Annotated in this window: 15 protein-coding genes; 11 read left to right on the top strand and 4 right to left on the bottom strand. The window is 73.1% G+C overall.

Annotated elements, in window-relative coordinates; translation table 11 throughout:
- Window positions 1–182: 182 nt before the first annotated feature.
- The 3 genes from RM479_RS17205 to RM479_RS17215 all read left to right on the top strand — a co-directional run bounded on the left by RM479_RS17205 (window position 183) and on the right by RM479_RS17215 (window position 5,556).
- Window positions 183–2,081, top strand: coding sequence for a S9 family peptidase (locus RM479_RS17205; RefSeq protein WP_311512732.1), 1,899 nt, complete (start codon window positions 183–185; stop codon window positions 2,079–2,081).
- 474 nt (window positions 2,082–2,555) lie between these two features.
- Window positions 2,556–3,557, top strand: a complete 1,002-nt coding sequence (locus tag RM479_RS17210) for a C40 family peptidase (RefSeq protein ID WP_311512733.1) — start codon at window positions 2,556–2,558, stop codon at window positions 3,555–3,557.
- Window positions 3,558–3,894: 337 nt separating this feature from the next.
- A complete protein-coding gene (locus RM479_RS17215; protein ID WP_311512734.1) occupies window positions 3,895–5,556 on the top strand; it encodes a glycosyltransferase in 1,662 nt (553 codons plus the stop codon).
- A 186-nt stretch (window positions 5,557–5,742) separates the two neighbouring features.
- On the opposite strand, the gene pstS is transcribed toward RM479_RS17215, so the two are convergent.
- Entirely contained in the window at window positions 5,743–6,861 is a 1,119-nt protein-coding gene (gene pstS, locus RM479_RS17220; RefSeq protein ID WP_311512735.1) for a phosphate ABC transporter substrate-binding protein PstS, read from the bottom strand.
- 219 nt (window positions 6,862–7,080) lie between these two features.
- On the opposite strand from pstS, the gene treY reads away from it, so the two are divergent.
- From treY to treZ, 3 genes are read left to right on the top strand one after another with little or no spacing between them, the layout of a single operon-like run.
- On the top strand, window positions 7,081–9,471 hold the full coding sequence (gene treY, locus RM479_RS17225) for a malto-oligosyltrehalose synthase (RefSeq protein WP_311512736.1): 2,391 nt from the start codon (window positions 7,081–7,083) through the stop codon (window positions 9,469–9,471).
- 40 nt (window positions 9,472–9,511) lie between these two features.
- Window positions 9,512–10,387: a putative RNA methyltransferase gene (locus tag RM479_RS17230; protein WP_311512737.1), complete on the top strand. Its 876-nt coding sequence runs from the start codon at window positions 9,512–9,514 to the stop codon at window positions 10,385–10,387.
- 51 nt (window positions 10,388–10,438) lie between these two features.
- A complete protein-coding gene (gene treZ, locus RM479_RS17235; protein ID WP_311512738.1) occupies window positions 10,439–12,241 on the top strand; it encodes a malto-oligosyltrehalose trehalohydrolase in 1,803 nt (600 codons plus the stop codon).
- Window positions 12,242–12,244: 3 nt separating this feature from the next.
- On the opposite strand, the gene RM479_RS17240 is transcribed toward treZ, so the two are convergent.
- Together RM479_RS17240 and RM479_RS17245 are read right to left on the bottom strand one after the other, a co-directional pair.
- Window positions 12,245–12,706 (bottom strand): hypothetical protein, encoded by a 462-nt coding sequence (locus RM479_RS17240; protein ID WP_311512739.1) that lies wholly within the window; start codon window positions 12,704–12,706, stop codon window positions 12,245–12,247.
- A 197-nt stretch (window positions 12,707–12,903) separates the two neighbouring features.
- Window positions 12,904–13,350: a hypothetical protein gene (locus RM479_RS17245; RefSeq protein ID WP_311512740.1), complete on the bottom strand. Its 447-nt coding sequence runs from the start codon at window positions 13,348–13,350 to the stop codon at window positions 12,904–12,906.
- Window positions 13,351–13,962: 612 nt separating this feature from the next.
- Between RM479_RS17245 and RM479_RS17250 the strand changes: the two genes are divergently transcribed.
- The 4 genes from RM479_RS17250 to RM479_RS17265 all read left to right on the top strand — a co-directional run bounded on the left by RM479_RS17250 (window position 13,963) and on the right by RM479_RS17265 (window position 16,874).
- Window positions 13,963–14,439: a TetR/AcrR family transcriptional regulator gene (locus RM479_RS17250; RefSeq protein WP_311512741.1), complete on the top strand. Its 477-nt coding sequence runs from the start codon at window positions 13,963–13,965 to the stop codon at window positions 14,437–14,439.
- Between the two features lie 246 nt (window positions 14,440–14,685).
- On the top strand, window positions 14,686–15,207 hold the full coding sequence (locus RM479_RS17255; protein WP_311512742.1) for a flavin reductase family protein: 522 nt from the start codon (window positions 14,686–14,688) through the stop codon (window positions 15,205–15,207).
- A 39-nt stretch (window positions 15,208–15,246) separates the two neighbouring features.
- Entirely contained in the window at window positions 15,247–16,440 is a 1,194-nt protein-coding gene (locus RM479_RS17260; protein WP_311512743.1) for an acyl-CoA dehydrogenase family protein, read from the top strand.
- 38 nt (window positions 16,441–16,478) lie between these two features.
- Entirely contained in the window at window positions 16,479–16,874 is a 396-nt protein-coding gene (locus tag RM479_RS17265) for a hypothetical protein (RefSeq protein ID WP_311512744.1), read from the top strand.
- Window positions 16,875–17,104: 230 nt separating this feature from the next.
- Here RM479_RS17265 and RM479_RS17270 read toward each other — a convergent pair whose 3' ends face one another.
- On the bottom strand, window positions 17,105–19,837 hold the full coding sequence (locus RM479_RS17270) for a BTAD domain-containing putative transcriptional regulator (protein ID WP_311512745.1): 2,733 nt from the start codon (window positions 19,835–19,837) through the stop codon (window positions 17,105–17,107).
- Between the two features lie 108 nt (window positions 19,838–19,945).
- Between RM479_RS17270 and RM479_RS17275 the strand changes: the two genes are divergently transcribed.
- Window positions 19,946–21,547 (top strand): MFS transporter, encoded by a 1,602-nt coding sequence (locus tag RM479_RS17275; protein WP_311512746.1) that lies wholly within the window; start codon window positions 19,946–19,948, stop codon window positions 21,545–21,547.
- Window positions 21,548–21,555: the final 8 nt, after the last annotated feature.

Below are 21,555 nucleotides of genomic sequence, written 5' to 3' on the forward strand. Positions count from 1 at the left end.
CGGGGCGGCGCCGATAGTGTCCGTGGGGGACCGGTGCCCGGATCGGGGCCGTCCCCTGGCGGACAGGCCGACCGCACCCCACGGTCGTGCCCGGTACGCGGTGGGCCCGGACGGCGGGTCCGCCGCCGAACGAACAAGGAGAGGGCGCTCTCGTGCCCCCGTGCCGGGAGCGCCGTGACCGTATGAAACCCACTGACATCGTTCATCTGCACACCGTCGGCGCGCCGACCCTGGCGCCGGACGGCACCCGCGCGGTCTTCTCGCTGGTCCGTCCGGACCTGGACGAGGACGCCTACCTCGGGTCCCTCTGGTCGGTGCCCACCGACGGCTCGGAGGCGCCGACCCGGTTGACCCGGGGCGACCGGGACCGGGCCCCGGTCTTCTCCCCCGACGGCCGGTGGATCGCGTTCCTGCGACCGGACGGGGACGAGCGCCCGCAGATCCACGTCCTGCCCGCCCGGGGCGGTGAGGCGTGGAGGATCACGGCGCACCCGCTGGGCGCCGGGGTCCCCGTGTGGAGCCCGGACTCGACCCGGGTGGCGTACACGGCCCGCGTCCCCGAGCCGGGCCGGTACGTGGACGTGGAGCCGGGCAAGGAGCCGCCGCGCCGGATCACCTCGTTCAAGTACCGGTTGGACGGCCTCGGCTTCTTCGGCGACCGGCGTTCGCACGTGTTCGTGTCCGCGCCGATCGACCCCGCCCGGGAGGCGGGCGAGCCGGTGCGGGTCACCGAGGGCGACTTCGACCACTCCGACGTGGCCTGGAGCCCGGACGGCGGTGAGCTGGTCTTCGCGGCGGCCCGCCACGAGGATCGGGACGTCGACCTGGTCGTGGACCTGTGGGCGGCGGCCCCGGAGGAGGGCGCGACGCCGCGTCGGGTCACGGACGGGACCCTGGGCGCCGGCGCGCCGAGGTACTCCGCGGACGGGTCGACCGTGTTCTTCCTCGGTGACCGCCTGGGCGAGGACCTCACGGACTTCGTGGGGCGGACCACGGCGGCCTGGTCGGTGCCCGCCGACGGGTCGGCGGCGCCGAGGCGGCTCACCCCGGAGGAGGACCCGCGCCTGTCCGGCGGACCCGAGGTGACGTCGGAGGGCCTGCTGGTCCTGGCGGAGCGGCGCGGCGCGGTGGACCTGCTCCTGGTGCCCTTCGAGGGCGGTGGGCTCCGTGAGGTGCTCGCCGACAAGGCGCAGGTGCAGTCGTTCGACGCCGCGGGCGGGACCACCGTGGCGGTGGTCTCCGACGGTCGCGGCAGCGGTGAGCTGGTGGTGGTCTCGGAGTCGGGGGCCCGACCGTTGACGTCGTTCGCGGAGGGCCTCGACCCGCTGCCGATGACGGAACTGGTCGCGCACGCCGAGGACGGGTACCCGGTCCACGGCTGGGTGGCGGTCCCCGAGGGCGAGGGGCCGCACCCGGTGCTGTTGATGATCCACGGTGGTCCCTTCGCGCCCTACGGGCACCAGCTCTTCGACGAGACCCAGGTCTACACGGCCGCCGGGTACGCCGTGGTGATGTGCAACCCGCGCGGCTCCTCCGGCTACGGCCAGGAGCACGGGCGGGCGATCATCGGCGCGGTGGGCGAGATCAGCGCGCGCGACCTGCTGGCGTTCCTGGACGAGGCGCTCAAGGACGAGCGTCTGGACGCGTCCCGGGTGGGAGTGATGGGCGGCTCGCACGGCGGGTTCATGACGACGTGGATGTCGGCCCACCACGGCGACCGTTTCCGGGCCGCCGTGAGCGAGCGCGCGGTGAACGCGATCGACAGTTTCCGCGGGTCGTCCGACATCGGTTCGCTGTTCCCCGAGCCGTTGTACGGGCCGGCGGAGACCTGGGTGGAGCAGAGCCCGCTCACCTACGCGGACCGGATCGACATCCCGGTGTTCATCATCCACTCGGAGGAGGACTGGCGGTGCCCGGTGGAGCAGGCGCAGCGCCTGTTCGTGGCGTTGAAGGCGCGCGGCGCCGAGACGGAGATGCTCCTCTTCCCGGGTGAGGGGCACGAGCTGTCGCGGTCGGGGCTGCCGAGCCACCGGGTGGCGCGGTTCGAGGCGATCCTCGACTGGTGGTCGCGGTACCTGTGACGGAGGGCGGGGGCGGGGGATCCCCGCCCCCTTCCTTTCGTTCACATGACGCACATCACATTTTCGGCGGTTTTGACCTTGTTTTGGGGCTCTTTCGTCGGGCATGAAAAGGGGTCGTTTCCGCCCATCGGTGGGCTTTCCCGCGTCTCCGAAGCAACCTCGCAGGTGGGAAGGTTGCCCAAGGAAAAGTAACGAAAGGGTCGCGTCCGGTCCGGGGGGTGGATTACTGTTCCCTCAGACCGGGTCGCCCCCGTGAGTCGCCACCAGGCGACGGCACCCGGTGCCGCCGCGCTCCGCTCGCTCCAGAGTCCTTTTCCCAGGAGCGGAGGCCGCCGCAGAACGCCCGACACCCGCGGTCCCCCGCGTCGTCCGTCGGGACCCCCTCGCTCCCGCATCCCCTGCGCGCCCCCACCGGGCGTGTCCTCGGGATGCCCTGCGCCGGTAGGCGGGTGTGGGAGGAAGGCAGTCGGTCCCTTGACTCGCAACCCTGAATCCGGTGGCGCGCGCCGTCGTTTCGCGACGGCGGGCTTCGCGGCGCTGGGCGCGGTCCTGCTCTCCTCGGGCATCGCCACGGCGGAGCCGACGCAGGAGCAGGCCCGTGAGCGGTACGAGCGGCTCCAGGAGGAGCTGTCGGAGCTGAACGAGACCTACAACCAGGCGCAGGAGGACCACGAGGCGGCGCAGGCCGAACTCGACGACATCGAGGACCGGCTCACCGAGGCGCAGGAGGAGCTGGACGCGATGGCGGGCAAAGTGGCCGGGATCGCCCGGGTCGCCTACACCGATTCGCCCTACAGCACCTTCACGGTCCTGTTCGGGGGTGCGCCGGACAGCGCGCTCCAGAACGTGGCCGACCTGGACCACCTCTCCGAAGGGCAGCAGGACGTGCTGGCCGGTTACATCGAAGAGGTCGAGAGCAGCGAGAGGCTGCACGACGAGGCCGCCGAGGTCGAGGAGGACGCCGCCGAGGCGCTGGAGTCGGCCGAGGCCGCCCAGGACCGGGGCGAGGAGGCCCTGGACGAGCAGGCCGAGGTGCTGGAGAGCCTGGGCGGTGTGGACCCGACCTCGGTGGGGACCGCCGACTCCGGCGGCACCGCCGCGGTGGCCGCCTCCGGCGACGTGCAGGCGGTGCTCGACTTCGCCCGCGCCCAGATCGGCAAGCCGTACGTGTGGGGCGGCACCGGACCGAACGGGTACGACTGCTCGGGCCTGGTCCAGGCCGCCTGGCGTCAGGCCGGCGTGAGCCTGCCGCGGACCACCTACGACCAGGTGAACGCCGGCACGCGCGTCTCCCGCGACCAGGTGCAGCCCGGCGACCTGCTGTTCTTCTACAGCGAGTCGGCGCCCAGCCACGTGGGGATCTACTCCGGCAACGGGATGATGATCCACGGCTCCAACCCGTCCAAGCCGTTGGAGGAGGTGTCCCTGGCCGCGTACTGGGACGGTGTCTTCACGGCCGCCGTCCGCGTCGGCTGACCGGGGGCGTGTTCCCCGCCCATGGGACGACTGCCGACCCGGGTCTGCGCCGGCCTCGTGGTCGCCCCGCCGCTCCTGTGGGTGCCGTCGTCGCCGGTGGGCCCGTCGGTGTGGTGGGTGATGACCGCTTCGGTGATCGGCCTGGCGGCCCTGGGGATCGCGATGGCGCGGGCCCGGCGGCGTTCCCGGTCCCGTGTTCCGCGGGTCCGGGGCGCCCCACGGCCCGTGCCGCGGGGCGCCTTCGCGCGTGTGATGCGTGTCCGGGGAGGACGGGAGGGTCCGGGGACACCGGGGCAAGGCTCCCCACGATGCCGCGAAACAGGGCTATAGTGACTCTGTGTCACTGAATAAACACGTAGGGTCTCATGTCGACGGGGTTTCGCACCGCGGGCGGGTCGAGCGGGTCCTCACCCGTGTCTTCCGCAACGACTGGAGTGCGCTGACGCCCCCCGACATCGGCGGATGGACCCCCGACCTGAGCGTCAGCGTCGTCATCCCGGCGCGCGGCGGACAGGCCCGGCTCGACCTGACCCTGGCGGCGCTCGCCGGCCAGACCTACCCCGAGCACCTGATGGAGGTCCTGGTCGTCGACGACCACTCCTCCCCGCCCCTGCGCCTGCCCGCCCTGCGGCCCCGGCGCTGTCGGATCCTGTCCACCCCCGAGGGCGTCTGGGGCGCCGGCTACGCCCGCGCCTACGGCGCGCACGCCGGCACCGGCGACATCCTGGTGTGGCTGGACGCCGACATGATCGTGGACCGCGAGTTCGTCGAGGCCCAGGCCCGGTGGCACCACGTGCACGCCGAGGCCGTCACCCTGGGGCGGGTCCGCTTCGCCGAGGCCGTCCCCGAGAGCCCCGCCGAGGTCCTCGCCCGGGTGCGGGCCGGCACCCTGCGCGAGGAGCCCGACCACGGCCGCCGCCACGAGTGGATCGAACGCGTCCTGGCCGACAGCGACGACCTGCGCGACGCCGACCACCTGGGATTCCACGCCTACGTGGGAGCGGCGGCCGCGGTGCGGCGCAGCCTGTACGAAGCGGCCGGGGGCGTGGACCCCGACCTGGACCTGGGGCAGGACACCGAGTTCGGCTACCGGTTGTGGCAGGCCGGCGCGGTCATGGTGCCCGAACCCGCCGCCACGGCCTGGCACGTGGGGCCGGCCGGCACCGCCCGCACCCGGATCCCGTCCCAACGGTTCCGCACCGAGGTCCTGGCCGAGGTCATGCCCCACCCGCACGCCTACCGCGAACGGGTCCCGGCCCACCGTCGGCGCGTACCGCTGGTGCACGCCGTCGTCGACGTGTCGGGGGCGCCCTACGACCTGGTCCGCGGATGCGCGGACCGGCTGCTGGACAGCGCCGAGACCGATCTGACGCTGACCCTGGTCGCCGACTGGGAGGGCGCGGGCGGCCGTTCGGGCGGACCGGGCGGCCCACACCTGGACCTGCGCCTCATCCAAGCCAACTACCTGCGCGAACCCCGGATCTCCTTCGCCTCTCGGGCGCCGCGCACCGGGTTCCCCTCACCGTTCCTGCTGCACGTCCCGGTGGCGTGGGGGCTGGGCCAGGTGGCCCTGTCGCGCCTGCTCGCCGGCGCCGAGCGCTCCCGGGCGGGGCTCACCGAGCTGTTCCCGGCGGCCTCGCCGACCCGGGACGCGGGTGTGCGGCTGTGGCGGACCCGGGCCCTGGCCCGGGCGATGCGGGTGTGCGACGAGGGCGAGGACCTGGGGAACGTGGTGGCCGAACTGCACGGCCGCTACCGGATCCACGCGGGGGAGGAGACGCTCACCGACCTGTCGCTGTACCGCTCGGTGCCACCGCCGCCGCGCAGTGGGTCCGAACCGGCCGGGCCGCCGATCCGGGCGCGGGTGACGGTGAAGGCGGTGCCCGCCGCCGATCTCGCGGAACGGGAGGACGAGGACCCGGCGAACGGGGGGCGGGGAACGGTCGCCCGGTGGTGTGACCGGTGGAGGACGCTGACGCGACGGTGGCGGCACCGGTAGGTCTCGGGGGTCCGACCGCGGCGGGCAGATGGGGGAAGACACCGACCCGGAGGCGGGCGGACCCCTCCGAAGGCGCGCCGACCTCAAGGTCCTCACCCGTTGCGACGTTGCCAGTACGTAAGGTACCCGATGCGGTGCGGAGAACGGGCGCGCCGCACCGGCGACGCGCCCTCGACCGCGCCCGGGTCAGGAGACGGCGTCGATGGACGCCAGCAACTGCTCGCGCAGGGTGTCGTTGACCGGGGTGGAGCCGGTCTCCTCCGAGACGGCCTGCTGGCCCTCCTCGCTCACCAGGTACCGCAGGAAGCCCTTGAGCCGCTCGGCCTCCTTGTCGTCGGGGTAGTCCAGGCACACCGACTCGTAGCTGACCAGGACCAGCGGGTAGGCGCCCTCGGCGGTGGTGCCGTAGTCCAGGTCCAGGGCCAGGTCGTACTCGCCGCTGGCGTCCTCGCTGCGCGGGGAGTCGGCCACCACCTGGGCCGCGGCCTCGGGGGAGATCTCCACGAACGTCCCGCCCACGCCCACGGCGACGGTGGACATGTCGTGCACGTGGGACATCTCCACGTAGCCGATGGAACCCTCGGCGCGCTTGACGGTGTCGGCGATGCCGCTGTTGCCCTGCGCGGACTCGCGCGGGGTGATCGGCCACTGCCCGTCGGCCTCGTGCGGCCAGGCCTCGCTCGCGGCCTCCTCCAGGTACCGGGTGAAGTTCTCGGTGGTGCCGGAGTCGTCGGCCCGGTTGACGGGGGTGATCTCCAGGTCGGGCAGTTCGACGTCGGGGTTGGTCTCGGCGATCTCCGGGTCGTCCCACCGGGTGATCTCCTGGTCGAAGATCCTCGCGATGGTGTCGGGGCGCAGATCGAGGGAGTCGATGCCCTCCAGGTTGAACACCACCGCGATGGCCACCACGTAGGCCGGCAGGTTGATGGTGTCGGAGCCGTCGCAGCGCGCGCGGGCGTCCTCGTTCTCCTCCGGGCCCACGGCGGCGTCGGTGCCGGCGAAGGTGACCGCGCCGTCGATGAACTGGTTGCGGCCTCCCCCCGAACCGATGGAGTCGTAGTAGACGCGGGCGTCGTCGCAGGCCGACTGGTATCCGGCGATCCAGGTCGTCATCGCGTTCTCCTGGGCGCTGGACCCGGCCCCGGAGATACTGCCGGAGAAGCACTCCAGGTCGTCGGGGACGGCCGGAGCGGCGCTGTCGCGGACGGCGTCGTCGCTGCCGCACGCGGTGGTCGCCAGGAGCAGCCCGGCGAGGACGGCACCGGCGGCGGCGTGGGTCCGGTTGCGCTTGTTGGACGGGAGCACGGCTTGCTTCTCACCCTTTCGTCGGTGTCGGTGAGCCCCAGTGGTCACCGACGCGTCGCCCGTCGTGGGCGCGTTGTGGCCGGTGATGGAACACCGCCGAAGAATTTAACCATCACGCCCGCACCGACCCGCACCGGCCCCTGACGGCCCCGTTCGGGGCCGGACACGGCGGATCCGCGTGCATGACACGCGGGCGCGGCGGGCACGGGTACAGGCGTGATGAGCACGTATGACATCTCCGCCGCCGTTCCCGTGACGTCAACCTACCGCCTGCAACTGCGCCCCGGGTTCACCCTGGTCGACGCGGTGGGGACGGTGGACCGACTGGCGCGCACCGGTGTGGGCGCGCTGTACCTGTCACCCATCCTCCAGGCCGCCCCGGGCTCCGACCACGGGTACGACGTGGTCGATCCCACACGGATCTCCGCCGAACTGGGCGGCGAGGAGGCCTTCGCGGCACTGGCCGCCAAGGCCCACGAGGCCGGGATGGCCGTGGTCGTGGACATCGTCCCCAACCACATGTCGGTGGCCAGGCCCGACGCCAACCCCTGGTGGTGGGACGTGCTGGAGCGCGGCCGGGCGTCGGCCTACGCGCGGTGCTTCGACATCGACTTCGACACCGGGCCGATACCGATCCCGGTGCTGGGCGACGACGGCGACGGAGGGCGGGCCGCCCTGGCCGACCTGCGGATCGTGGACGGCTCCATCGCCTACCACGACAAGCACTACCCCATCGCCCCGGGCACGCACACCCCGGGCGAGGACGTCGCGACCGTGCACGAGCGCCAGCACTACCGCCTGGTGTCCTGGCGGCGCGGCGACTCCGAACTCACCTACCGGCGGTTCTTCGACGTCAGCGAACTGGCCGCGGTCCGGGTGGAGGACCCGGGCGTGTTCGAGGCGGTGCACGCCGAGATCCTGCGCCAGGCCGACCTGGGCCGCGTCGACGGCCTGCGGATCGACCACGTGGACGGGCTGACCGACCCGGGCGGGTACCTGCGCACCCTGGCCGCCCGGTTCCCCGGCTGGATCGTGGTGGAGAAGATCCTGGCGCCCGGAGAGGAACTCCCCCGATCGTGGCCGGTCGCGGGGACCACCGGCTACGACGCGCTGCGGGTGACGGGCGGGGTGTTCACCTCCCCGTCGGGCGAGGCCGACCTCACCACCCTGGCCGCCGACCAGGGGGTGGAGGTGGACGTCGCCACGGTGGACGCCCACGCGCGCCACGCGGCGGCCACCGACCTGCTGGCGGCCGAGGTGCGGCGGATCTGCGCCCTGGTGCCGCCCCGGCCCCCCCGCGACGGCCGGACCCTGGACGCGGTCGCCTGGGAACGACGCCGCGACGCGGTCGCCGAACTGCTGTGCGCCTTCGACGTGTACCGCTCCTACCTGCCCGAGGGGGAGGCCGCCTGGACACGGGCGGTGGAGACGGCGACGCACCGACGCCCGGACCTGGAAACGCATCTGGAGGTCATCGACGACCGTGTCCGCGCCCACCCGCGCGGCGAACTCGCCCGACGCCTCCAGCAGACCAGCGGCATGGTCGTGGCGATGGGCACCGAGAACACCGCGTTCTACCGGGCCACCCGGTTCGTCGCGCTCAACGAGGTGGGCGGGGACCCGGCCGACTTCGCGGTCGCCCCGGAGGAGTTCCACACCGACGCCGCCCTGCGCGAGGCGCACACCCCGCACACCATGACGGCGCTGTCCACCCACGACACCAAACGCTCCGAGGACGTGCGCGCCCGTCTGGCCGCGCTGTCGGAGGTGGCCGAGGGGTTCACCGAGGCGGTGCGGCGCTGGACCGACCGGTGCGCCCTGCCCGAGCCGTCACTGAACCTGCTGGGCTGGCAGACCCTGGTGGGTGCCTGGCCCATCGACGCCGACCGGCTCGGCGACTACCTGCTCAAAGCGGCCCGCGAGGCCCGGCTGGGCACCTCCTGGATCGCCCCGGAGCCCGACTTCGAGGACCGCGTCCGCGCCTGGCCGGGCCGGGTGCTGGGGGACCGGGCCCTGCTCGGCGAGGTGCTGTCGGTGGTGGGCTCGATCCGGGAGGCCGGGTGGTCCAACGCGCTGGGCCAGAAGGCGGCGCAGCTGCTCGGACCGGGCGTGCCCGACGTCTACCAGGGCACCGAACTGTGGGACCTGTCCCTGGTCGACCCCGACAACCGCCGCCCGGTGGACCACGCGCTGCGCGAGGAGATCCTCGAACGCCTGGAGTCGGGGTGGCGTCCGCCGATCGACGACACCGGCGCCGCCAAACTGCATCTGGTGCGCACCTGCCTGCGCGCCCGCCGCGACCTGGACCCGCGCGGGTACCTGCCGCTGGAGGCCTCGGGCCCGGCAGCCCGGCACGCCCTGGCCTTCGCCCGCACCTCACGGGGCGCCGCCCACCCGGACCTGGCGGTGGTCGCCACCCGGCTGCCGTTGACGCTCGACGACGCCGGGGGGTGGGCCGACACGGTGCTGCCGCTCCCCTCGGGTCCCGGAGCCTGGACCGACCTGCTCACCGACCGGGAGATCGCCCCGACGAGCGTCGACGGCCTCACCGCCCCGCCGCTCGCCGACCTGCTGGACCACTACCCGGTGGCGGTGCTGCGCCGGCGCTGAACCGGGACCGGCCGGGGCGCCGGTAGGCTGACGGGCGATCATGACGAGTACGAACACCGCCGGCGGCCCTCGCCCGCGCATGCCCGAGACCGTGGCCGACGCCCTGGCCTGCCCCGCCTGCGGGCACCCGCTCACCGCCGCCGACCGGGGGATGGGGTGCGCGGCCGGGCACGTGTTCAACGTGGCCCGCGAGGGGTACGTCAGCCTGCTCACCGGCGCGACCCCGCCCGGTACCGGCGACGACAAGGCGATGGTCGCCGACCGGGTGCGGTTCCAGCAGGCCGGACACTACGCGCCCATCGGCGCGGCGCTGGCCCGGGTCGTGGCCCGCGAGACCACCGACGCCCCGTTCGTCGTCGACGTCGGCGGCGGCACCGGCCACTACCTGGCGCACGTCCTCGACGCGCTGCCCACCGCGACCGGGCTGACCGTGGACGTGTCCAAGTTCGCCGCCCGCCGCGCCGCCAAGGCCCACCCGCGGGCCGGCGCGGTCACCGCCGACGCCTGGCGGGGACTGCCGCTGCGCGACGGCACGGTCGACGCGCTGCTCAACGTGTTCGCGCCGCGCAACGCCGAGGAGTTCGCCCGCGTCCTGGCGCCCGGCGGGATCCTGGTGGTGGTCGTCCCCGACGCCGGCCACCTGGCCGAGCTGCGCGCCCCGCTGGGGTTGCTGTCGGTGGACCCCCGCAAGGACGAACGCCTGGAGAAGAGCCTGCACGGGGTCTTCGAGCCCGTCGCGGTGGAACCGCTCCGGTTCGCGCTCGCGCTCGCCCGTGAGGACGTCGCCACCGTGGTCGGCATGGGCCCCAGCGCCCGCCACCTCGACCCCGCCGACCTGGGCGCGCGCATCGCCGCCCTGCCCGCGCCGGTCGCGGTGACCGCGTCGACGCGCCTGCACCTGTACCGGCCGCGCTGAACCGGTGTGTCGCGCGCGTCGCCCCCGCGCGGCTCGGGTAGACCGTTCCGTGTGAGCCAATCGGAGATCATCACCATCGGGTCCACCGCACCGGGAACGGGCGTGGACGGCGACTTCGCGGTGTGGGCGCCCCACCGCGACCGGGTGCGGTTGCGCCTGGGGGCGGCCGACGACCCCGCGCCCCGGGTGGTGGACATGGAGCGCGACCGGGGCGGGTGGTGGCGGGCCCGGGTCGACGGTGCCGGGCCCGGCACCGACTACGCCTACCTCCTCGACGAGGACCCCGTCCCGCTGCCCGACCCGCGTTCCCCGTACCAGCCGGGCGGTGTGCACGGCCCGAGTCGGGTGTACGACCACGGGGCGTTCGTCTGGACCGACGACGCCTGGACGGGACGGCCGCTGGCGGGCGCGGTGGTCTACGAGGCGCACACGGGCACCTTCACCCCCGAGGGCACCCTGAAGGCGGCGATCGACCGGCTCGACCACCTGGTCGACCTGGGCATCACCCACGTGGAGGTGATGCCGGTCAACGCGTTCGACGGCGTTCACGGCTGGGGGTACGACGGGGTGCTGTGGTACGCGGTGCACGAACCCTACGGCGGCCCGGACGCCTTCAAGGAGTTCGTCGACGCCTGCCACGGACGCGGACTGGCCGTGCTGTTGGACGTGGTCCACAACCACCTGGGCCCCTCGGGCGCCTACCTGCCCCGCTTCGGTCCCTACTTCTCCGGGGAGAACGCCTGGGGGCCCTCCCTCAACCTGGACGGCCCCGACTCCGACCCGGTGCGCCGGCACGTCATCGACAACGCCCTGGGGTGGCTGCGCCACTTCCACCTGGACGGGTTGCGGCTGGACGCGGTGCACGCCCTGCGCGACGACCGGGCGGTGCCGATCCTGGAGGAGCTGTCGGCCGAGGTGGAGGCACTGGCCACGAGCCTGGGTCGACCGCTGTCGCTGATCGCCGAATCCGACCGCAACGATCCGCGCACGGTGCTTCCCCGGGAGGCCGGCGGCACCGGGATGACCGCCCAGTGGTCCGACGACCTGCACCACGCGCTGCACGTCGCGCTCACGGGGGAGACCCACGGCTACTACGCCGACTTCGCCGACCCCGAGGCGCTGCCCACCGTGCTGAGCCGGGTGTTCCGACACGCCGGCACCCACTCGTCGTTCCGCGGCCGGACCCACGGGGCCCCGGTGGACCTCGCCCGGGTGCCCGGACACCGCTTCCTGGGCTACCTGTCCACACACGACCAGATCGGCAACCGGGCCCGGGGCGACCGCATGGGCGAGCACGTCTCCCCGGGGCTGCTCGTCTGCGGCGCCGCGCTCCTGCTGTGCTCGCCCTACACGCCGATGATCTTCATGGGGGAGGAATGGGCGGCCACCACCCCGTGGCCGTTCTTCGCCTCCTTCACCGACCCCGACCTGGTGGAGGGGGTGCGCAACGGACGTCGCCGGGAGTTCGCCGCGCTGGGCTGGGCCGAGGAGGAGATCCCCGACCCGATGGACCCGGCCACCCGGGACGCGGCGGTGCTGGACTGGTCACAGACCGAGGCGGACGTCCACGCCCTGGTCCTGGAGACGTACCGGTCGCTCATCGCGCTGCGGCGGGCCGAACCGGACCTGGCCGACCCGCGCCTGGACCGGTTCGCGGTGGTGGCCTCCGGCGACGGGCGGCAGCTGGTGCTGGTGCGCGGGACACTGCGGGTGGTGTGCAACCTGGCGTCGGACGGCGCCGAGGTGGAGCTGGACGCCGTCCCGCACGAACTGCTGCTGGCCAACGGGGTGCCGGAGATCGACGGGGCGCGGGTGGCGGTGCCGGGCGAGTGCTTCGCGATCCTGCGGGTCTGAGGCTCAGCCGGGGGTGCCGGTGAACTCCAGGCGGTAGTCGTAGTGTTCCACCGTGATGAGCAGTTCTCCGGTGCCCTCGGGGATCGCGCAGGTGTAGGGGATGGCGTAGGAGCTGGTCGTGGCCTCGCCCAGGACGCGGTCGGTCAGGGCCGGGTTCCGGTTCCCGCCCGCCGCGCAGTCGACGGACAGGTCCGACAACCCGAAGGTCCGACCGGTCTCGGGGACCTCCACGTTCAGGACGAACGCCACCCTCTCCGAACCGAGCAGGACGACGTCGTCGATGGTGTAGAGGGCCTCGGCGTCGAGATCACGCCGGTATTCCTCCGGGTGGGCGCCCACCGGATGGGCGACGACGATGGATTCGCCGAAACCGGCGCCGTCCGTCTCGGGTTCGGGGCCGGGGGTGCAGGCCGTCAAGGTCGGGATCAGCGCCAGGAGTGCGACGCTCGGGGGGAGGTTTCGCATGGTGGAACACTAGCGAAGCCTTTCCCCGAACGGTCGGGAACGAAGAGGTCGGAATACGTGGATCCGCCGATGGGCGACCCGGCGCCGAGGCGGAGCGGGACACCGGCCCGCGCGAACCGCGGCCGACGGGTGCCGAGGATCGGCGGGCGCGGGTGGCGGTGCCGGGCGGGTGCCCCGCGATCCCGCGGGTCTGAGGCTCAGCCGGGGGTGCCGGTGAACTCCATGCGGTGGTCGTAGTGCTCGACCGCGATGAGCAGTTCCTCCGCGTCCTCCGGTACCGCGCACACCATCGCGAAGGGGTGGGTGCCGCCGTCCGCCTCCCCGAGCTGCTCCTCGCTGCGCGCCGGGCCGTGGTGTCCGCCGGACTCGCACACGGCGGTCAGGTTCCTCAGACCCGAGGTCCGGCCCAGTTCGGGGATCTCCACGGTGAGGGTGAAGGTCACGGTGCCCGGAGAGGGGGAGACGACCTCGTCCACGCTGTACAGGACGTCGGCGGTGCGGCCGGGGATGAATTCCGACTCGTAGGCGCCCACGGGTCGGGGAACCGCGGCGGACTCGCCGAATGCGACGGTCTGCGTTCCCCCCGAGGCGCAGCCGACCGCGAGCGGAACCAGGGCGAGGGGGAGGAAGGGGAGTTTTCGCATGGGCGGACCCTAACGGACTTTCGGTCGGCCGTGGGGCGGCGCGAACGCCGTCGCCCACCGGCCGGGCCGACCCCGACCGCGGCGTCGTCCCTCTCCGGCACCCACCCGCGCACCGCCGTGGACGAGCCCGCCGGGGCGGCACGCACCGGGACTGCGGACGATGGACGATGAGGGAGGGACCGCCGTCGGATCCCGGGGCGGGCGCACACGTACTCCGCGCCGGTGGCCCTCCCGCCTCCCGTGTTCCGACCCTCGGGGCGATACGCTCGTCGCCCGGTCCGGTCGCTCATCGTTCCCCGGTGCGCGACGGCACCCTGAACGCCTCCGGGTGGGGAAGAGTCCCACGGGTCCGCGTTCGAGCCGGGCACCGTCCCGGGCCCTTCGTCCGGCCATCGGCGTTCGAGGACGAGAAACCGATCATCGCAGCCGGAGGATCCGGAGAACCCACTCCACGAGACCCGCGACGAAACACTCTTGTTATCCGCGTGCGCAATGGTCCTTGCGAAGCGGACCCACCCGACCTGAGGAGGAGCCCTGAACGAGTCCACCACGGACGGGCGCAGGCTCAAGGGTCTACGCCGCCGGTGCGCGCTCATCGAGGCGACCCTGCGTGTGATCGAGCGAGACGGTGTGGCGGGGGTCAGCCACCGGGTCGTCTCCCAGGAGGCGGGGTTGCCGAGCTCGGCCACCACTTACTACTTCTCCAGCCTGGGTGACCTGCTCACCGCGGCCCTGACCAGCGTCATGGAGGAGGACTCTCGGCGGATGCGCCGGCTCTCCTCCGGTGGCGACCGCCGACGCGACCTGGCCGTTCTCCTGTCCGAGGTGGTCAAGGAGCCGGGCCGGCTCCTCGCCGAGTACGAACTGTTCCTCCTCGCCGCCCGACGCCCGCACCTGCGCGAGGCCACCGACGGGTGGTTGGCCGCCGTTCGGGCGTTCGCCCACCGCTACACCGACGACCCCGTTCGGGCCCGTGTCGTCGCCGGTGCGATCGACGGTCTGCTCTTGCACAGTCTGCTCACCGAGCACAAGCCGAGCGCGGACGAGTTCGAGGGGTTTCTCAAGGACCTTCTTCCCGACCCCGAATAGCGGGACCCGAGGGGTGATCCGCCTCGCGGGGAGAACCCTCCCTGCCGGGCGGTCGCTGCGTGTTCGAGTAGTGGTGGGCGACTTCCCTGGTTCCGTCGGCACCGTCCGACTACGTTCCGAGAACAAGGACGATCCGACGGACGGACCGCCGTTGCGGCCCAGCGGCCACGGCACCGCACCGGAGATCGCCACCCGCGGCGGGGGGAGTCCCCGCCCGCGGTCTCCAGGACGGCTCTGGGAGCGCCCATGCTGACCGAAGACGTGTTCCGAGACCTCATGGCGGGCGTCTGCGCCCCCGTCACGATCGTGACGGCGATGGACGGCGGGACCCCTCACGGAACGACCGTCAGTTCCTTCGGCTCGCTCTCGCTTCGTCCGCCGATGGTCACCGTGGCGCTGGGCCGTGGTTCGCGGCTCCTCGACCGGATCCTGCGGACGCGCCGCTTCGGGGTCAACGTCCTGGGAGTCGGGGGCGAGGAGGTCGCCCGGGTGTTCGCCGGAAGGGGCGAGGACCGCTTCCGGGGCGTGGCGTGGCGCGCCGAACACGGGCTTCCTCGCCTGGACCGTGTCGTGGGATGGGCGGTGTGCGAGCTGGACCGCGCCGTCCCGGGCGGCGACCACGTCCTGCTCATGGGTGTGGTGGTGAACGCGGACAGTACCGGTGCCTCCTCGCTGGTCTACGGCAACCGGGAGTTCGGCACCCATTCCGAGCACGCCCGCATGCCGCGTGTCCTCAACGACCACATCCTGGCCTTCACACGCCACTGACACACGCCGTTGAGGCGTTCATCATCGATTGGGGCATTCATGGACACCGAACAGTCGACCTTCACCCCCTCAGGCGCGGAGTTGGACCGCGCCCGCGCTCTGATCCCGCTCCTCCAGGCCAACGCGGCCCAGGGAGAGCAGGAACGTCGACTCACGGACGAGACGGTCAAGGCGCTCACCGAGGAGGGCATGTTCAAGCTCCTCATCCCGCGGCGCTACGGCGGATACGAGACCTCCCTTCGGACCCTTCTCGACGTGACCTCGACGTTGTCCGAGGGCGACGGCGCGAGCGGGTGGCTGGCGGCCGTGTGCAACTCCTGCGCGTGGATGGCGAGTCTGTTCCCGGAACGCGCGCGGGACGAGGTGTTCGGCTCCGGCTCGGCCCCGATCGTCTCCGGCGTCGTCGCCCCGACCGCGAAGACGCGGCGCGTCGACGGCGGGTTCACGGTGACGGGCCGCTGGAACTACAATTCCGGCTCCTGGCACGCCGACTGGGCGGTCCTGGGGGTCCCCCTCACCGACGACGACGGCGCAGTGGTGGACCAGGGGATGGTCCTGGTCCCGGCCTCCGACTACACCGTCGAGGAGACGTGGTTCACCGCGGGGCTGCGCGCGACCGGCAGCAACACCCTCGTGGCGCAGGACGTCTTCGTACCTGACCACCGCGTCCTCTCGGTCCCTCCCCTCTTCGCCGGCACCCACGCGGCCGACGAGGGGGAGACGCCCCTGTACCGGTCGCCCTTCGCCCCCTTCGTCTCCACCGTGATCGTCGGGCCGCTGCTCGGTCTGGGCCGGGCCGCCCTGGAGACGGTCGTCCGCAGGGCCCCGGACAAGGCCATCGCCTTCACCTTCTTCCAGAGGCAGACCGACTCGGTGGCCTACCAGGTGGCCGTCGCCGAGGCCGCCCTCCGGATCGACACCGCCCACCTGCACGCCCACCGCGCCGCCGACGCCGTCGACCGGGCCGCCGCGCAAGGGCACCGACCGGACGCCCTCACCCGTGCGCGCATCCGCGCGGACCTCGGCCACGCCGTCGAGAACACGACGGCGGCCATCGACGGCCTCATGTACGTCCACGGGTCGGGGGGCTTCGCCGAGGCCGACCCGCTCCAGCGTGTGTGGCGTGACGCCCACATGGCCGCCCGGCACGCCGTGGTCCAGCCGTCCATCGGCAAGGAGGTCTACGGCAAGGCGCTGCTCGGCGTGGACGAGAAGGTCTCGCCGATGGTCTGAACGCCCTGACGCCCTTTCACCTGAGAAGTGAGGTAGTGATGTCCATCAGCAGGTTCACCGCCGCCGACGCGGCGTGGGTCCGGTTCGGCGACGCCGGGGTCTACATCGGCAACGTGCTGCACGAGAGGAACTCGACGTCCATGGGCGGGGGCTTCGCCTGTTTCCTGCCCGAGGCCGCCATGACGTGGACCCCGAGCTACGACGAGGTCATCGTCGTGCGGTCGGGGGAGTTCACGGTCGACTCCGAGACCGGCTCCACCACGGCCGGCCCCGGCGAGCTGGTCTGGGTGAAGGCGAGCGTCCCCGTCACCTTCCGGGCCGGCCGGGAGAAGACGTGGATCGCCTTTGCCACCTACCCGATCTGGGACGCCACCCCGGAGTCGAAGGCGCAGGCCGCGGCGCTCCAGCCGGTGGACGGTCCGCCCGCGGACTGACACGGCGCAGAGCCGCGTCGGTCCGCGGGCGGGGGCGGGGGAGACCCCGCCCCCGTTCGTTCGCCCCCACCGCCGGGAAGGGACGCCACACGCCCCGGGCACCTCCCGCCTCCATCGCCCGGAACGCCACGCATCAGCCCAGGGGCGACTCGGAGCAACGACGTGTGTTCCGGGGGCGGTGTCCCCGGCGCCCGCGCTCCCGCCCCGGGGCGCGGCCCCTGGACCGGGCTCTAACCGGGGCCGGGACCCCCGCCGGAGAAAGAGGCGTCCGTCCGCCGTCCGCCCCGGTCCTGCGCCGGGACCCGGTCCTCCCGGTACAGCCAGGCGTCTGCCTCCACCATCCCGGAGGCGTAGGAGCGCTCCTCGGCGACCCGGCGCGCCCGTTCATGGAGGTGGCGCGCGCGGGAACGCTCACCCCGCGAGGCCTCGATGCGGCCGAGGCGGAAGAGCGTCTCTATGGCGTCGACCCACAGGCCCAGCCCCTCGGCGGCCCGCAGGTCCTCCTCCAACAGCGCGACGACGTCGCGGTGGTCGAGGTCGGCCTCCGCCGCCCGTGCCAGCGCCGCGTTCGCCCGCAGCAGTCCCCAGCGGTCCCCCAGGTCCAGGAAGATCCCGGCGCTGCGCCGGGCGTCGGCGCGCGAAGCCGACACCTCGCCGTCGTCGAGGCGGTGTCCGGCACGTTCCGCCAGCGCCGCGGCCTCCACCCAGCGGTCACCGCTCTCTCCGGTCCGGGCCAGCGCCTCCTCGACGAGGGCGCGCCCCGCCTCGCGGTCGTGGGGGACCGAGCCCGCGAACCAGAACAGTCGCAACGCACCCGCCTCCACGGGGCCGTCCTCGCGCGGCGGGCGCCCCTCGAAAGCCGCGAGCCGGCCCTCGGCGACGCGCCGTGTGTGCGCAGACCCGCCCTGGAGGCGTAGCGCCGCTTCGAAGGAGCGTCGCGCCTCGGCCACCCGGTTGCGCAGCCGCCAGTACCACGTCAGTGCGTTGACCAGCCGTAGCGCCGCGTCGGCGTCCCCCGCGCGTATCGCCAGCTCCAGTGCGTGGCGCAGGTTGACCGTCTCGGTGTCGAACCATTCCAGGGCCTCGCGCTGTCGGGAGCCCCGCAGGAGCGGGTCCCCGCGCTCGGCCTCCCGAACGTGGAAGGCGACGAACCGGCGGCGCACCTCCTCCAGCTCGCCGGCCCCTTCCAGTTGCTCGACGCAGTACGCGGAAACGGACTCCAGCATCCGGTACCGCTCGCCCTCGCGTACCACGAGCGAACGGTCGACCAGCCGGGAGAGCACGTCGAGGACGTCGTGTCCGTCGGCGCAGACGGCCCGTGCCCCCGCGAGGGTGCACCCGTCCCTGCTCACCGCCAGCCGGCGCAGGACCGTGCGCTCTCCGTCGGTCAGGAGGTTCCAGCTCCAGTCGATCATCGATCGCAGGGTCTGCTGCCGGGTCGGTCGGCCCCGTCCCGGGCCGGTCGGCAGGGCGAAACGGTCGTCCAGGCCGGCGGCGATCTGCTCGGGCGTGAACGCGCGCAGCCGGGCCGCGACCAGTTCGAGGGCCAGGGGAACGCCGTCCAGGCGGCGGCAGACGGCGGCGACGGCGGGGGCGTTCTCCCCGGTCAGCGCGAAGCCGGGGGACGCGGCCCGGGCCCGCTCGACGAACAGCCGTACCGCGCTGGAGGAGGCGACCATCTCGTCCGGGTCGCCGACGGAGTCGGGCAGCGTCAACGGAGCCAGCGGGAAGACGGTCTCCCCGGGGATGTCGAGCGCTTCCTGAGTGGTCACCACGAGACGCCCCGCGTCGGCGGCCAACAGGGCCCCGGCCAGGTCCGCGACCTGGGACACCACATGTTCGCAGTTGTCCAGGACGACGAGGCAACGCCGCCCCCGAAGGGCCCCGCAGAGCCACTCCACCAGTTCGAACGCGGAGTCCGCGGCTCCTTCGCACAGCCCCAGCGTCGCGATGACGCGCTCGGCGAGGTCGGCGGTCGTCGCCGCGCGGTCCATGCCGGCCAGTTCCACGATCCACGCCCCGTCGGGGAAGTCCTCGGTCAGCGATCGCGCGACGGCGATCGCCAAGCGGGTCTTACCCACGCCGCCGGGACCGGTCAGCGTCACCAGGCGGTCGGCGTGGGGGTCGGAGAGCGCCGCGCGGACGCGTGCGCTCTCGGACTCACGGCCGATGAGCGCCGTCGGCGGGCCGGGCAGGTTGCTCCGCGGGCGGTCCGCGACGCGGGGGAGCGCGGTCGCCCCCGGTTCCTGACGCAGGATGGACGCGTACAGGTCGCGGACCGTCGGGTCGGGGTCGATCCCCAACCGGTCGCGAAGCCTGACACGCAGCTCGTGGAAGGTTCTCAGCGCCTCCCCCTGTCTCCCCGTCCTGGACAGGGCCAGCATGTACAGGCCGTGTGACCGCTCTCTCAGGGGGTGCTCCTCGACCAGCTCCCGCAGCCCCGCGACCGCCACGTCCTCCTCGCCGGTCTCGATGCGCGCCTCGGCCAGCCGCTCCGCCGCCCCGACCCTCAGCTCCTCCAGGCGTGCGGCCTCGGCACGGACGAACACCGCGTCGGTGAAGTCCGCGAAGGCCGGTCCACGCCACAGGCCCAGAGCCTCGGCGAGCAGCCGTCCGCGAGCACCGGGGTCGTCGGTCCGGTCGGCCCTCTCCACGGTCCGCCGGAACAGGACCGCGTCGAGTTCGTCGTCCTCGACGCGCACCCGGTAGCCGGCCGGGGAGCGGAGGACGCGTTCGGCCCCCAGGGCCTTACGGAGCTGGGAGATCTTGGTCTGGAGGGTGTTCAGGGGCCGACCGGGCGGGCGTCCACCCCACAGGTCCTCGATGAGCCGCTCGGCGGAGACGGAACGGCCGTGGTGCGCCAGCAGGTCGGCGAGCACCGCCCGGACCTTCGTTTCGGTGATCGGGACCTGATCGCCGCCGGAGTCCCACACGGTGAGTGAGCCGAGCACCCCAAAACGCATGGCCCCAGCATACAAGTCGGCCCTCGGGCCCCGTGCGCGCCGCGTGCGTACGACGTGCGCGGCCCCTACCAGGCTGGGGTCGTTTCCCACGACGAGAGGAGCCGTGACATGACCCGCCCGAGCAGTGGCAGGGCAGGACCGGCGGAATGGGCGGGCCTGGCCGTCCTGGCACTACCGACCGTTCTTCTGGGGTTGGACCTCACCGTCCTGCACCTGGCACTGCCCTCACTCGCCGTCGACCTTCGGCCCAGCGGCACCCAGGAACTGTGGATCGTGGACTCCTACGGTTTCCTGATCGCCGGTTTCCTCATCACGATGGGCACCCTCGGGGACCGGATCGGCCGGCGCCGCCTTCTGATCATCGGCGGGATCGCCTTCGTGGCGGCCTCGCTCGCTGCCGCCTACTCGCCCACCCCCGAGATGCTCATCGCCTCCCGCGCCGCGTTGGGCGTGGCCGGCGCCACGCTCATGCCCTCCACGCTCGCGTTGATCAGCAACATGTTCGACGACGCGCGCCAGCGGGCGCTCGCGATCGGTCTGTGGGCCACGTTCTTCGCCGGGGGCATGGCCGCCGGTCCACTGGTCGGAGGTGTGCTCCTCCAGTACTTCTGGTGGGGCGCGGCCTTCCTGCTGGCCGTCCCGATGATCGGCCTGATGCTCGTGGCGGCCCCGTTCCTGCTGCCCGAGTACCGTGCCCCGCAGAGCGGGCGCTTCGACCTGCCGAGCGTGTTCCTGTCGCTGACGGCCATCCTGCCGGTCGTCTACGCGGTCAAGGAGTTCGCCAAGGAGGGGCCGAGCCCGACGGTGCTCGCCGCCGTGGTGGCCGGCGCCGTCTTCTCCGTGGTCTTCGTGCGCCGCCAACGCGCCCTGGAGAGTCCGCTGCTCGATGTGACCCTCTTCGGGAACCGGGCCTTCAGCGTCGCCCTGGGGATGATGCTCGTCGGCCTGGTGGGTGTCGGCGGGACCATGCTCCTCACCACCCAGTACCTGCAACTGGTCGAGGGGCTCTCGCCTCTGGCCGCCGGGCTGTGGTTCGGGCCGCCCGCGCTGATGATGATGCTGTCGTCGATTCTCGCGCCGGTCCTGACCCGGTGGGTCCGACCGGGGTACGTGGTGGCGGGGGTGCTGGCGCTGTCCTCGGTGGGCTACGCGTTGATGGGTCTCGTGGGACCCTCCGGAGGACTGTTCCTGGTGGTCGGGGCGTTCTCCCTGGTCTATCTGGGCCTGGGTGCGATCGCCGCGCTGGGCACCGATCTGGTGGTCGGTGCCGCGCCGCCGGAGAAGGCCGGGTCGGCCTCGGCCATGTCGGAGACCGTCCAGGAACTCGGTCTGGCGGTGGGCATCGCCGTGGTGGGAAGCCTGTCCGCCGCCGTCTACACCGCCAGGATGAACGCGGAGGCGCTCGGCGACCTCCCCGCGGACACGGCCCGGATCGTGGAGAACAGCCTGTCCGGCGCCACCTCGATCTCCGGGGAGCTCCCCGCGCCGGTGTTCGAGCGGGCCCAGGAGGCCTTCATCGCGGGTTTGAACACCACGGGCTGGACGGGTGCCGTGGTCACCCTCGCCCTGGCGGCGGCGACCGCGGTGATGCTCCGGCACATCGGCGTCCAGGGAGCCGACGGTCCCGGCGGCGACACCGGAGGGGATCGGCTCGACCCCGGTGTCGCGGTCGAGCCGGGGGGCCGGACCGCCGACGACCCCGCGCGATGAGAGCGGGG

The organism is Nocardiopsis lambiniae (assembly GCF_031845465.1).
Taxonomy (GTDB): domain Bacteria; phylum Actinomycetota; class Actinomycetes; order Streptosporangiales; family Streptosporangiaceae; genus Nocardiopsis; species Nocardiopsis lambiniae.

Coding starts and splice junctions, on each gene's coding strand:
- RM479_RS17205 (WP_311512732.1), top strand. CDS start 183: ATGAAACCCACTGACATCGTTCATCTGCACACCGTCGGCGCGCCGACC.
- treY (WP_311512736.1), top strand. CDS start 7,081: ATGAGCACGTATGACATCTCCGCCGCCGTTCCCGTGACGTCAACCTAC.
- RM479_RS17230 (WP_311512737.1), top strand. CDS start 9,512: ATGACGAGTACGAACACCGCCGGCGGCCCTCGCCCGCGCATGCCCGAG.
- RM479_RS17240 (WP_311512739.1), bottom strand. CDS start 12,706: ATGCGAAACCTCCCCCCGAGCGTCGCACTCCTGGCGCTGATCCCGACC.
- RM479_RS17245 (WP_311512740.1), bottom strand. CDS start 13,350: ATGCGAAAACTCCCCTTCCTCCCCCTCGCCCTGGTTCCGCTCGCGGTC.
- RM479_RS17255 (WP_311512742.1), top strand. CDS start 14,686: ATGCTGACCGAAGACGTGTTCCGAGACCTCATGGCGGGCGTCTGCGCC.
- RM479_RS17260 (WP_311512743.1), top strand. CDS start 15,247: ATGGACACCGAACAGTCGACCTTCACCCCCTCAGGCGCGGAGTTGGAC.
- RM479_RS17265 (WP_311512744.1), top strand. CDS start 16,479: ATGTCCATCAGCAGGTTCACCGCCGCCGACGCGGCGTGGGTCCGGTTC.
- RM479_RS17270 (WP_311512745.1), bottom strand. CDS start 19,837: ATGCGTTTTGGGGTGCTCGGCTCACTCACCGTGTGGGACTCCGGCGGC.
- RM479_RS17275 (WP_311512746.1), top strand. CDS start 19,946: ATGACCCGCCCGAGCAGTGGCAGGGCAGGACCGGCGGAATGGGCGGGC.